11 protein-coding genes are annotated in these 13,558 nt (G+C 35.0%); 4 read left to right on the top strand and 7 right to left on the bottom strand.

The features are described 5' to 3' along the window. Positions 1 to 2: 2 nt before the first annotated feature. Both bcp and OOK97_RS01760 read right to left on the bottom strand, forming a co-directional pair. The gene (gene bcp / locus OOK97_RS01765) at positions 3 to 470 is read right to left on the bottom strand and encodes a thioredoxin-dependent thiol peroxidase (protein ID WP_213863331.1); all 468 of its coding nucleotides are present in this window, start codon (positions 468 to 470) and stop codon (positions 3 to 5) included. A gap of 189 nt (positions 471 to 659) precedes the next feature. Next, positions 660 to 2,087: a sensor histidine kinase gene (locus OOK97_RS01760; RefSeq protein WP_209473279.1), complete on the bottom strand. Its 1,428-nt coding sequence runs from the start codon at positions 2,085 to 2,087 to the stop codon at positions 660 to 662. A 65-nt stretch (positions 2,088 to 2,152) separates the two neighbouring features. Between OOK97_RS01760 and OOK97_RS01755 the strand changes: the two genes are divergently transcribed. The 4 genes from OOK97_RS01755 to OOK97_RS01740 all read left to right on the top strand — a co-directional run bounded on the left by OOK97_RS01755 (position 2,153) and on the right by OOK97_RS01740 (position 5,185). Continuing rightward, a complete protein-coding gene (locus tag OOK97_RS01755) occupies positions 2,153 to 3,328 on the top strand; it encodes an aspartate aminotransferase family protein (protein WP_264705487.1) in 1,176 nt (391 codons plus the stop codon). A 14-nt stretch (positions 3,329 to 3,342) separates the two neighbouring features. Further along, positions 3,343 to 3,849, top strand: coding sequence for a ribosome maturation factor RimM (gene rimM, locus OOK97_RS01750; RefSeq protein WP_038250708.1), 507 nt, complete (start codon positions 3,343 to 3,345; stop codon positions 3,847 to 3,849). A gap of 62 nt (positions 3,850 to 3,911) precedes the next feature. Continuing rightward, the gene (gene efp / locus OOK97_RS01745) at positions 3,912 to 4,478 is read left to right on the top strand and encodes an elongation factor P (protein WP_006279719.1); all 567 of its coding nucleotides are present in this window, start codon (positions 3,912 to 3,914) and stop codon (positions 4,476 to 4,478) included. A gap of 8 nt (positions 4,479 to 4,486) precedes the next feature. Next, a complete protein-coding gene (locus tag OOK97_RS01740) occupies positions 4,487 to 5,185 on the top strand; it encodes an inositol monophosphatase family protein (protein WP_182321100.1) in 699 nt (232 codons plus the stop codon). On the opposite strand, the gene hemA is transcribed toward OOK97_RS01740, so the two are convergent. The 5 genes from hemA to ispH form a co-directional block, all read right to left on the bottom strand. Continuing rightward, entirely contained in the window at positions 5,177 to 6,379 is a 1,203-nt protein-coding gene (hemA, locus tag OOK97_RS01735) for a 5-aminolevulinate synthase (protein WP_264705485.1), read from the bottom strand. The genes OOK97_RS01740 and hemA overlap by 9 nt on opposite strands. Positions 6,380 to 6,443: 64 nt before the next feature. After that, the gene (locus tag OOK97_RS01730; RefSeq protein WP_264705484.1) at positions 6,444 to 9,131 is read right to left on the bottom strand and encodes a host RNA manipulator TomO; all 2,688 of its coding nucleotides are present in this window, start codon (positions 9,129 to 9,131) and stop codon (positions 6,444 to 6,446) included. 37 nt (positions 9,132 to 9,168) lie between these two features. Beyond that, positions 9,169 to 11,073 carry a molecular chaperone HtpG gene (gene htpG, locus OOK97_RS01725; protein ID WP_264705483.1) on the bottom strand — a complete coding sequence of 635 codons (1,905 nt, stop codon included), beginning with the start codon at positions 11,071 to 11,073 and terminating at the stop codon, positions 9,169 to 9,171. A gap of 608 nt (positions 11,074 to 11,681) precedes the next feature. Then, a complete protein-coding gene (locus OOK97_RS07510; protein WP_244226830.1) occupies positions 11,682 to 11,975 on the bottom strand; it encodes a hypothetical protein in 294 nt (97 codons plus the stop codon). 637 nt (positions 11,976 to 12,612) lie between these two features. After that, positions 12,613 to 13,542 carry a 4-hydroxy-3-methylbut-2-enyl diphosphate reductase gene (gene ispH / locus OOK97_RS01715; RefSeq protein ID WP_264705647.1) on the bottom strand — a complete coding sequence of 310 codons (930 nt, stop codon included), beginning with the start codon at positions 13,540 to 13,542 and terminating at the stop codon, positions 12,613 to 12,615. Positions 13,543 to 13,558 lie beyond the last annotated feature (16 nt).

Genomic DNA, 13,558 nt, shown 5'->3' with positions numbered 1-13,558 from the left:
GTTTATATTCTCTTTACTTCTTCCAGAACCTCATCAACATGTCCACTAACTTTTACATTTTTCCAGATCTTCACTATTTTACCTTTTTTATCTATTAAAAAAGTAGTGCGTTCTATTCCCATATACTTTTTGCCAAACATACTTTTCTCTACCCAAACACCATATTTTCCCAACATTTCAGCATTCTCATCAGAAACTAAAGAAAACGGCAGAGAATATTTTGCTTTGAAGTTAGTGTGACATCTAACACTATCTTTTGATATACCAATTATCACTGTGTCAAGGAAAGAAAAATCATCTATTTTATCTCTAAAGCCTTTTGCCTCCATTGTACAACCCGGAGTATCGTCTTTAGGATAAAAATAAAGAACTACATTTTTTTTATCAAAAAATTCACTCAGTGATAAATTTTCACCAGAATCTGCTGGCAAGCTAAAATCGGGTGCATTATTTCCTACTGCTAATTCCATACCTTGCTCCATTAATAACACTTCCATCTATAGTAGTATATTGTAGTCAGAGTATCAAATTTTATATATAGCTAACAGATAAGATTCTTGATGGGGGCTTATTGATGAATTTCTGCCTACCTTCTCGGCTTGCCGCTTTTGATAAAGTGTGGTTTTCGTCTGATGTAAGGCCATATCAAATAGATCCTATTAAAAATCAATCGAATCTTCACATGTTTGTTCTTCATAAAAGAAGTTCAATGTTATCGTAGTACCAAGTTTTGCTTCACTTTTAATGTCAAAAGTTCCACCCATTAACTCTACTAATTTCTTGCTTAGCGGCAATCCGATGCCCGTACCTTCGTTTCTATACCCCGAATCTGCTTGGCCAAAAACAGACATAACTTTATATATGTCCTGCTGCATTATTCCTATTCCATTGTCATGAAACTCAATAGTTAATAAGTTTTTTTCTATATTTTCTTTTATCACCATTCTTATTAAACCATCTTTGGGAGTAAACTTGATTGAGTTTGATAATAAATTTATTATAACTTGTTTCATTCTCTTGGGATCTGCAATGACTAATAATTGTTTATTAGTCATCTCTTTTTTTAAATTAATCCCGGCTTCTTTTAATTTAGGTAATAGCATATTTACGCATGAATCCATTATTTTGTTCAGGTTAAACTTCACTTTTTCTACTGTTAAACTACTTGATTCAGCTTTAGAAAAATCGAGCACATCATTAATTAAGGTAAGTAAGTGTGTTCCTGCATTATATATATCGTCTGCATACTCCTTGTATTGAGAATTATCCATTGAACCTAAAGTTTTATTTTTGATCAACTCCGCAAATCCAATAATAGCATTAAGAGGTGTGCGTAATTCATGTGTAACGCTTGCAAAAAACTTTAGCTTGTTTGCATTTTCTTGCTCTAATGTCTCTTTTATCTGCTGTAATTCAATGTTAGTTTTATGTTGCTTGGCTAGCATTTGGGTATTAGAAAAGTGCAAATAGAACATTATTAATATTAAGATTATTAATAATAGGCCCAAAAATGTTAAAAACAGGCCATATGCTATAACATAAGAATTATTGTAGTTTCGAAGAATCTTCAAAAAAAACGACGGTTTAACGCTATTTTCATGGAATATAGGGAAAATAGAAGTTAATGTATTTCCTGTAGTATAAAATATTTCTTGGTTACTTAATAGTTTATCAATTTCATCGTTTGTAAGTAACTGTTCATAATCATAATCTTGAGTGTTAAAATTACTGAATATTATTCTGCCGTTTTGATCATACAGTATTAAGCTGAAATCCTTTACTTTGCTCACTGATTGTAATAATTCAGCACGTAGTTTTACTAGTTGGTTTATGTAGTCAAAATTTTTGTATTTAATGTGATGCTTTTCTATTAGTAAATAATGGTATTTTTTTATTATGCCATTTTCCAGTACGCTTTTTAAGTTTACACTTGAATCACGGTAAGAAGAAAGGAAATTACTTCTTAGTAAATGATTACAATATATCACACTGAATAAAATCATAAAGATCGATGAGAGTAATACAATAACTTTTGTGTATTTGTTTTTCTTCAACGCAGAAAACATCAATTTACCTAGCTTATACATATCCTTCTTATTGTAAAACAACGGTTTTTATGTTATTAATAATAAAATTTAGCATATAATATTTTATGACAATTTCTCCTATTTTGCCAGTTTATTCTCCTGTTAATATAAATTTTTCTCATGGCAAAGGTATCTACCTATATGATGTTGATGGTGAGCGCTACGTAGATTTTCACTCCGGAATAGCCGTTAGTAGCTTAGGTCACACTAATTCGCGATTAATTAGTGCTCTTAAATTGCAAGGAGAAAAATTATGGCATATATCAAATACCTATAATATACCTGCTGCCAATAATTTTGCAGAAAAATTAATAAACAACAGTTTCGCTGACACTGTATTTTTCTCAAATTCTGGATCAGAGGCAGTAGAATGTGGGCTTAAGATTGCTAGGATCTATCAAAATGGAAAAGGCAATAAAAATCGTCACAGAATTTTAACATTCCTTGGTGCATTTCATGGAAGAACCTTTTTAACTTGTGCTACAAACGATAAACAGAAATTTTCTGAATTACTAAATCCCTACATTGATTGGTGTGATAACATCGAGCCCAATATTGAGAGCGTAAAGAAAGCAATTTCAAGTGGTATAGGCGTTATATTAATAGAACCAATACAAGGGCAAGGTGGTATCAAAGTAATGAATGAAGTCTTTATGAAAGAACTAAGAAAGCTGTGTGATGAAAATGACATATTGTTATTTTTTGATTGCGTGCAATGCGGTGCTGGCAGGACAGGAAAATTATTTGCATACGAACATATAGGAGTGGAACCTGATATATGTGCTCTTGCAAAGGGAATAGGCGGCGGGTTTCCGCTAGGGGCTTGTCTTGCGACTGAAAATGCTGCTAAATATATGGCGGTCGGTATGCACGGTTCCACTTTTGGTGGCAATCCGCTTGCAACCTCAGTAGGTAATGCTGTGCTCGAAGAATTGCTCAGCCCCGGCTTTTTGAAAAATGTTGAAATTAGAGGTAAATACTTAAAAAATAAACTAGAAGACTTAGCAAGTAAATTTCCAATAATAGAGGAAGTAAGAGGGAAAGGGTTAATGCTTGGAATAAAAGTGAAAGCAGACAATCAAAAGTTTGCAGAAGAGTTAAGTCATCGCGGCTTGCTTACTGTTGGGGTAACATCAGATAACGTTGTGAGAATTTTACCTCCACTCATTATCACTGAAAAAGAGATTGATGAAGGCATCGAGATTTTGACTCAATATTTATCTGAGAAATCTTCTGATTAGATACTTGCATTAATATGAACGACAATCTGGTATGCTTAGGAATTATTACCTCTCCTCACGGAATTAAAGGAGCTGTTAAAGTAAAAACCTTTACTGAAAAGCCTGAAAATATCTTCTTATATGGTAAGCTAATAAGTGGTGATGAGAATTATAAAATAGACTCAGTATCCGTCATAGGTGATAATTTAGTAATAGCTACAATAAGCGGAGTAAATTCCCGTAATGAAGCAGAGCTTTTAAGGAATAAGAAGCTATATATAGAAAGAAGCAAGTTACCAGAGCTAAATGATGAGGATGAATTTTACCAAAGTGACCTTGTAGATATGGAAGTAAGGCTGAAAAGTAATGAATTATATGGCTATGTAAAATCTGTGTATAATTTCGGCTCAGGGGATATATTAGAAATTTTAGTTATCAGCACAAAAAAACGTATTATGCTGTCTTTCACTAAAGAGATATTTCCACATATAAATATAAAGGGGAGGTATATAGTATTAAATATACCAGAATTTATTGACTAATAAAGACTTTGATATTTATATAAAGCTATTTATAATTGTAAGATCAAACTGAAAATGTAATTATGGCAGAAAGAGCTAACGATATTAGACCAGGTCAGGTGTTGGAACATAACGGCGGATTATTTTTGGTTGTAGGTATTATGCATACTCAACCTGGTAAAGGTGGTGCATACATACAAGCTGAAATGAAAAATATCAAGACCGGAGCAAAACACTATGAAAGATTTCGTTCTGATGCAACAATCAGAAGGGCAATTTTAGATGAAGAGGAATATGTTTACCTTTTCACTGAAGGAAACATTGTAAATCTTATGCATCCAAGTAATTACGAGCAAATCACTATAAATTTGGACTTATTGGGAGAAAAAAAAATTTATTTACAGGATAACATGAAAATTAAAGTTGTAGCTTATCAAGACAAAATAATTTCTGCGCATGTGCCTGATTATGTTACACTTGCTGTGAAAGAAACAGAGTCTGTTATTAAAGGACAAACTGCTACTGCTTCTTATAAGCCTGCAATTTTGGAAAACGGAATGCGCGTTAACGTGCCTCAATTTATAAAAGAAGAGGATAAAATTGTAGTATATACTCCAGGTGACAGCTATTATGAAAGAGTGAAAGAGTAAAAGGAAGAATGTCCATCTCATCACCACGAATTAATGTGATGCTTGATTCTGTGCGTAGTGCTTCCAGGCAGCTTATGCGCGATTTTAATGAATTGCAAATTTCTAATGTTAAATCAGCAGACTTCATTAATAAAACTTATTCAAAATCCAAGCAAACCATATACGATTGCTTGCACGACTACAAACGAGACTATGGGTTTATTTCCGAAGATGATACTGACCAAGAAATAAAAGATAACGGTTATACTTGGTTTATTATGCCTATAGAGGGCAGGGAGAACTTTTCTAGTTGCATGGTTTATTTTGCAGTATCAGTCTGTCTCATTCATAAAAATAAAGTTGTGGCAGCTGTAATTGATGCTCCGGCTCTTAGAGAAACTTTTTGGGCAGAAGAAAAGAAAGGTGCTTTTCTTGAGGACTTTAGATCTCGTCATATAAAAATGCGGGTGAAAAGCCGTGAAGGGGGTCTAATAGATGTAAGTGGTAATTTATTAAATAAATTGCTGCCTGGCAATAGTAATGTACGCTCCATCGGTTCAACAATTTTAGGCTTTGCGTACCTTGCAGCAGGAAGGCACAGAGGAGCAGTTTACTCTGGAGTTAACAAATATAAAGCCTTGCTCGGTAGACTTTTTCTGCAAGAAAGCGGTGGAAGGCTAACGGAAGACAACGGATTGATTATTGCTGGCGATATTAAATTAGGATAAACAGGCTACAGAGATAGACAACTTTTCGAAAACTTTTACAAGAGATTCTGTTAAATGTTCTATCATTTCATCAGTATGATAAGGTGTAGGGGTAATACGGAAACGCTCAGTTCCTCTTGGCACTGTTGGATAATTTATATGTTGAACGTATATTCCATGCTCATCAAATAATAATTTTGATGCTCCTTTGGATAACTCTGGGTCGCCAATTATTATTGGAATTATATGAGTTTCTGTTGGAATGAAGTTAATTCCTGTATTTCTCAGTGAGTTTTTTACTTTTTCAACGACTTGCTTTTGCTTTTCCCTTTCAATGTTGCTCGATTTTAGGTGTTCAACGCTTGCCTTTGCTGCCGCTGCTAAAACAGGCGACATAGCAGTGGTGAAAATAAATCCTGGAGCGGAACTTCTTATTACATCTACCAAGCTCTTTGAAGACGCTATATACCCACCCATCACTCCAAAAGCCTTCGATAGTGTACCTTGAATGACGGTTATTCTATCCATCAGGCCTTCTCTTTCTGCAATTCCGCCACCATGTAAACCATACATGCCAACTGCATGCACCTCATCCAAATAGGTGATTGCATTATGTTGATCTGCAAGATCGCATATCGTTTCAAGCGGCGCTACATCGCCATCCATTGAATATACAGATTCAAGTGCTATTATCTTTGGTGTTTTTGTGTCTACGGATTTTAACAACTGCTCTAAGTGATCAACATCATTGTGTTTAAATATATGTTTTGGTCTTTTTCCTGATTTTATGCCTTCTATCATTGAAGAATGGTTCTTCTCGTCTGAAAAAATTACTACATTTGGGATAATAGACGATAAAGTGCTAAGTGTAGTCTGGTTAGCAAGGTAGCCACAAGCAAAAGTTAAAGCAGCCTCTTTTTTATGCAAACAAGCTAAGGATTTTTCAAGTTCGACAACCTCTTTTGTTGTACCAGATATATTTCTTGTTCCCCCCGCACCAATTGATGAATTTTGAATGGCGGCAATAACTTTCTCGTTTTGTGACATTCCTAAGTAGTTATTACTGCACCAGACGATTACTTCCCTATTTCTTTCATAGTCCATAATGTGGGGGAGCCTACCTGGCAATGACGCAAAGTGCGTAAATTCACGGTAGCGCCCCTCATCTTTTATATCTTTTATTTTATTCAAGAATATTTCTTCGTAGTTTACCAAGTCCTTATTTACCGATAATTAACATAATTATAATAAATTATTAAATGGTAAACTACTATATTTATTATACATGTACGGCAGTAGGTACTTTCCCCGTGTTGAAAGATTTTTCAACCTCGTTGTTTTCAACTTGGCTTTTAGGTGTACAGTAGTATATAATTGCAGCGGCAACCAGACAACAAGCTCCAACACCTGCTATTATTCCTGTTGTCAGCAAGCTAACACTAAAAGCAAAATATGCAGCCGGTGCAGCAGCCCCTGCAAGTATTCCAGCTACTGCGAACGTCCATGTAGCTACGGTAGGCCACTTACTCTTTTGCGTATTTTGTGCTGCAGTAATACTTCCATTTCCTGGATTAGTAGACTGCTTGCCATTGATTTGAGCACCATTTTTCTTATTTTTTTGTAGGGTTAAAAAAGCTACTACTTTATCCTTAAAGGGACCTTCTTGACTTTTCGCGTATTTTAGTACAGAATCACGATTGTCAAACGTCAGGACATTTTTAAATTCCTCTTCTAAGTTTAAGTTATCATTACCTTTGCTTATAATTTCACTAATCTTTTTTCTAACAAAACTAGCAAGTAGCGTAACACCTTTTTTTTTGCTTCTTTTATCCATTTCACCCTCCTCATAATTATTACCTATAGCTTCCTCTATTGAAGCCTCTTCATTGTTCATAATATTTTTTCCTCTGTCCACAATATTTTTTTCTGTCTGCTTACTGCCAGCACTTTCAAGTCCTGGATTTTCTGATAGAATGTCACTTGTTATAACTGGAATTTCTAATTCATCTGCAACGTTATTACTTCTTTTTCGTATTATAAAAGTTCCAGGAGTTTGGCACATTTCATCCCACAAATCTTGACGTTCATGACAGGAATATTTTTGCACATCAATAGAAAATTGCAGAATATTTCTAATTTGCATTAAACTGAATATTAGATCAATATTCTTTTGACGTTTATTGTCTTTTGGATCTTTAGTGTATTCATCATACACTATGCAAGCAGTCTGAACTAATCCATTTACAATACCTGGAAGACGGCTGTTATATTCACGTAAAGCTTCAGATTGCAATAATTTGTTTTCCTTTTCCAGATCTTCTATGCGCTTTTCTATGCTAGATTTAAAAATCTTACACTCCTCTTGAAAAATTACGTTAATTGCACCCTCTTCTGTGTATAAGTAACATACTTCCTTGACTAAGGAGTAATCTTCTTGGCCTATTGAGTAGTGTGTTGCATTTTTCAGTATATTCTGTATGACCGGCCTAATCACTTGCTCATTATGTGATACGTTTTGATGGATTTCTTTAGTGTAAAAAAGCACCTCGACTATAACGTCTGTGTTTGTGTATTCAACATTAGACAATGCAATGAGGATTGATTCGTGTATGTTATCAAATTCGTTATTTTTAAATTTTTGATTGAGATAGCCGATAACATCATTGCTGCATTTAGCACATTTTTCACACAAGTGCTCGATAAATGCAATATTACCAGCATCCAATGCAGTTTTCAGAATTAAATCATAAATTTCTTTTCTGCCACGAGCTCCTATGTTTTTCAGGATTTGTTGCCCTAGTATTGTAATAACTTTATCATCTGCAAATGCTTGTTCATATACATCGTAAATGGCACGATCTGCACTATTAGTGTATCGTTTGCACAGGTATTCAATGACAGATGTGTGTTCCTGGCTTATCGCAGTTTCTAACAAGGTAGCAAAGCTCTTTTTTAATAACTCTTCTGTTGAGGCTTTTTTAGTTAGCTCATTAATATATCTTTCAAATGCATCTAGCACTATCGTGATGAATTCTTCATTTTTGATCAGAGACGCTGTTTCAAGCACACCATACAAAGAATCAGGATTACTTGTTTTTAACACCTGTCCAAAATCTCTTAAAACGTATTCGACAAAAACTGCATTTAATAATTCTTGCTCTTTTCTTAATGCTATAACTGAGAAAAAACCAATCTTATTAGGTTTGACAAGTTGTATAGTTTGATCTTTTAATCTTCCATAAACTCCATCGGTACCATGGAATTTTTCTATAAAAGCTTCAATATATTTTTGACCACCAACAAGGAGAGGTAAAAGACTTAAATTTCCTTCAGCAAAAAGAAAATCCTGATATTGCTCTACTAGCTTGTCATTAGCTGCAATTGCCAATAGTACCAATTCTTTTACTGAATAATCATACTTGAAACCCTCTTGATCAAATTTATATTGTGATAGTACATTTGAATATATATGTTGATGGTTGCTTCCGTTTTGTAACTCCAAATTAAGTTGATTTGAACAGAAATCTTTGAGATTTTCATTATCCAGCGTAATAGACCTGCCTTCATAATCTTCAATATTTTGTACAACCTTGTCTAATTCTTCACAATTATCTTCTTGTATAGCTTGATTTAAGATATTTATAATCTCAGCAAAAGTTAAGTTTTTAGGAATGATACCATATGAATCTTCATCTTTTAACTCTACAGTAAACGACCTATCACAACCATCAGGAAAGTTTGCAAGTATTGCATTCTCTAAACTTAGATCTTCAGGGGGTGTGCTACATGGAGTAGCTGGTATCTCTTGACTTTCGCTATCTAAAACTTCAAACTCTTCTTCAATACCTGAATCTTCAGAATCTGGTTTTTCAAAACCATGCCAACTTTTGATTAATCTTTCAGAATTTGATTGGCCCTGTGAAGTTGTATCCTGTGATACAAAGTCTCTAACACCTGGACCAAACATGTTTTACCCCTAATTAATAACTAAACTAAGTATAGCATTAAACAGAAATCTTGCCAAGCAAATTATTCAGTCTCTTAGCAAAGCTGCTCGCGTCATCCATCTCTTCGCCTTCCACGATGCAAGCTTGGTAAAACAATAAGTGAACCATGTCCTCCAATGTTGGGTTTTCACCATTTTCAGCGTGAGATTTCATTATACTTTTTATTACAGGATGCTTAGTGTTAATTTCAAGCACCTTTGGCGTGCGGTAATTTAGCTGCTTTTGTTCACGCAAAAAACGCTCCATGCGAAGATCCATAGCACCTTCATCAACCGCTAGGCATACGGGACTATCAGTCAATTTTTTGGAAATTTTTACGCTTTTTACTGAATCTCCGAGCACTGTGGTAAAATATTGCAATATAAGATCCGTATTTTCCTCAGTTTTTTCTCCATTCGATTTATTTTCTTCATCTGTCTTATCTTCTTCTGAAGAGAATTTTTCCAAATCAACATCTGCGCGGGTTACAGACTTGATTTTCTGATCTTTATATTCATGAATCACGCTAGTCCAGAAATCATCAACTGGATCAACAAATAGGAGCACTTCTAGTCCTTTACTGACGAATCCCTCAAGTTGCGGACTGTTTTTCACTGAATCGAGGCTATTTCCGGTGAGATAATAGATATGTTCCTGCTCAGGCTTCATTCTGCTTATGTAGTCATCAATGCTGACTAATTTCCCATCACCAGTGTTATGAAATCTGCAAATTGAGAGCAGCGCCTCTCTCTCATCAGTTGGCATAGCTTCACAAAGACCTTCCTTTAAAACTGCACCAAAATTGGTCCAGAATTTTGTATATTCCTCTAAATTCTCTTTTGCTTTTTTACCGAGCTCTGATATCACACGCTTAGTGAGAGATTTTCTGATCTGCTCAACAACACGATTATTCTGCAGCGTTTCTCTGCTGATATTAAGAGGCAAGTCCGGTGAATCAACCACGCCTTTCAGAAAACGCAAGTATTGTGGTATAATCTGTACGTTATCTTCAGTGATAAATACTTTATTTACATATAACTTCACAGAGCAACGTCTATCTGGATGGAATAAATCAAAAGGTTTTATAGAAGGAACATAAAGCAAATTTGTATATTCTATTGCACCTTCATTTTTATTATGCAATATCATCCAGGGCTCCCCGCCAACGTGAGCAACACTGCGGAAAAAATCGTTGTGCTCCTCTTGAGTAACGTCATTTTTTGGCTTAGTCCAAATTGCAGCCTTACTGTTTAACTTTTCACTTTTTCCTTCTTCGTCTATAAATTCAACAGGAAAATTTATGTGATCAGAGTAAGTAGTGACAATATTTTCAACACGAAATTTATCTAAAAACTCGTTTTCTTCAGGATGCATAATGAGCGTAATTTTGGTTCCGCGAGGGACTTGATTATCTGACTTGCTGATTGAATATTCCCCATCTCCTTTGGATTGCCAGATCCAAGACTCCTCTTCTCCAGCTTTTCTCGATTCTACTATTACTTCTGATGCAACCATAAAGCTTGAGTAAAAACCAACACCAAACTTCCCAATCAGCTCCACAGTTTGGCTTGAATCCTTGCTATTCTTAATCGCATCCAAGAACTTTTGCGTACCAGAGCTTGCAATTGTACCAAGATTGTCTATTAAATCCTGTCTATTCATTCCAATGCCATTATCAGTGATATATAGCTCGTTCTTATCTTTATTGGAGCTGATAGTGATTTTTAATTCGTCACTCAAATCTAGCAAATTAGGGTTTAGTTGAGATTCATAGCGCAACTTATCACATGCATCTGATGCATTTGATATTAATTCACGCAGAAAAATGTCTTTATTGGTGTAAAGTGAATGAATCACTATATTCAGTACTTTCCCTACCTCAGCGTCAAATTTTAAATTTTCAGTTTCTTGTACATTATGCATTTTGAGCTCCATTATTTGCCTACTACCCTAATAATTTAAGTATTGAATCACGATCTTTCAAGGTCACGTACACCAAAATTAATGTGGGTGTAGTTATTATGACACCCAATTTATGGGATCTCTTGCATAACAAACTTTTGGCAGCGCATTGGATGAAACGAAAAACTTCCTTGACACCCTTCGCCAGCCCCCTTATCATGAAACTGAAGCTATTTATTTATCTTCGCAATCTCTGCAGTGGATTAATGACAAAAAAACTTAATGTATTTGGCGTAAATCATGCTTAATTTTTTGCACTATGTGCACCTCATGTCTTTATCAAATTTCTAGCTACACAAGCTGAAATACGCTATTTAAAACATCAAAAAACGCCAACTTAAAAAATGGATAGTGAATAATTAGCTACCCTAGGGTTTCTTTGCCTTTTTTTCTGTTTAGTAAATTTCTTAACGTTTATAATTTAGATTAGTTGCGGCTTAAAAGCGGCTGAGTCACGGTTATTAAGCGTTTAGAATAAAAAAACGCCATACTTGAAAGTATAATGTAAGTAACTAGCCAACCATCGGGCTTTTTTTGCCTTTTTTTTCGCTTGGTAAATTTTTTAATACTTAGATTAGTTGCAATTTAAGAGACCAGAAATGGTCAGTGCTTGGCACTGGAATAACGTCCTCCTTTGTTATCCCAGTGCCCAGACACTGGGATCCAGGAAACTTAATTGCAAGTAATGCATTGGATTTGGTGAGTATGGGTTTTATGTTATAGAATGAAACACTTTTGGTGAATTTGTAAAGAAAACTGGATCCCAGTGTTTGGGCACTGGGATGACAAGGTATAAACCTTATCGTCATGCCGCCGCGAACCGTCATACCGCGATTCATTCGCGGTATCTCAGCCGCTAACAAGAGATCCCGCTAACAAGTAGCGGGATGACGGTTGTCGTTCAGCCACAAACATTAAGAAATTTACCAAACAAAAAAAAAGGCAAAAGAAGCCCTGGGGTTATTATCCGCTTTAAAATATTGGCGTTTTTTATGTTTTAAACGCTTGACAAGCGAAATTCAGCTGCTTTTAATTGCAACTAACTTACGCTGCAAATGTTTAAGAAATTTACTAAGCAGAAAAAAAGACAAAGAATCCCCGAGTTAGCTAGTCTTTTACTATCTCTGTCGAGTATTGGCATTTTTTGATGTCTTGTAACGCTTTATAAGCGCGTTCAGCTTATTTAGATAAAAATCTAGATGTAGATGAAGTTTTGTAAAGACATACAGTATCTATATACTGCAAAAAATTGAACATAAGACGCCGATACATTAAGTAATCCTTACCTTTTAATCTGCAGATTGGCGAAAGCAAATACAATAGCTTCACTATCATGATAAGGGCGCTGGCGAAGGGTGTCAAGTAAGTTTTTTCGTTTCTATTCCCAATAAAAGTTTGTTATATGGTTATGCAAGAAGTCTAATGAATCGCGGTGTGACGTCTTAGCTATAGATGCTGGTTTGTGTGATTTCAAGAGAAGCTTAGTAGATAAGTTGTGTTTTAAACCAGATTCGGTATTTTAAACTGAACATTTTCAATAATACCACCTGGCATAACTGAAATTTTTACACTCAGGTTTACTTTTAGGTAGTCTATTAATTCATCAACTAATATGTCAGGAGCGGAAGCACCTGCAGTGATTCCTATCTTTTCTACGCCCTGAAACCAGCTTTTATTCACACAGCTGTAATTATCAATCAAGTAGGCTCTTTTTCCTCTGGCAGTGCACAGATCTAATAAGCGGTTTGAATTTGAGCTATTTTTACTTCCTACAACTAATACCATGTCTACAATTTCAGCTAGCTTTTTAACAGCATTTTGTCTGTTTTGCGTTGCATAGCATATGTCCTTTAAATCTGGACCTGTTATGCCTGGAAACCTTAATTTCAGGGCAGCAATAATGTCGCGAGTATCGTCGATGCTTAACGTAGTTTGTGTAACATAAGACAAATTATCTGGATCTTTAACCTTTAAATCATATACATCCTGCAAAGTTTGCACTAAAATGATAGGATTGTTTACTCTTCCTCTAATTCCCTTAACTTCTGGATGGTTTTCATGCCCAATGAGAATCAATTCTTTACCACTGTTTTCATACCTTTTTGCTTCTTTATGCACTTTGTTGACTAAAGGACATGTTGCATCAATCACTTGAATACCCTTTCTTTTTGCCTCATCTTCTATATTTTTTGATACTCCGTGCGCGCTGAAGATCAGTATTCCTTCATTATCTTCAATTTCCTCGATACTGCTTACAAAAACCACTCCTTGTTTCTTAAAGTCCTCTACTATATATTTATTGTGAACAATTTCGTGTAGCACATAAACTTGGCGCTCGTTTTTGTATTTTTCTAAAGTAATAGCTAATATGTCCACAGCTCTTTTTACCCCGGCACAAAAACCTCGTGGTTCAGCTAAGATGATTTCCATTTTTGTCAAATCAAGT

It is taken from the genome of Wolbachia endosymbiont (group A) of Gymnosoma rotundatum (assembly GCF_947250765.1).
GTDB lineage: Bacteria > Pseudomonadota > Alphaproteobacteria > Rickettsiales > Anaplasmataceae > Wolbachia > Wolbachia pipientis.
This window is presented reverse-complemented; position numbering and strand designations above follow the sequence as displayed.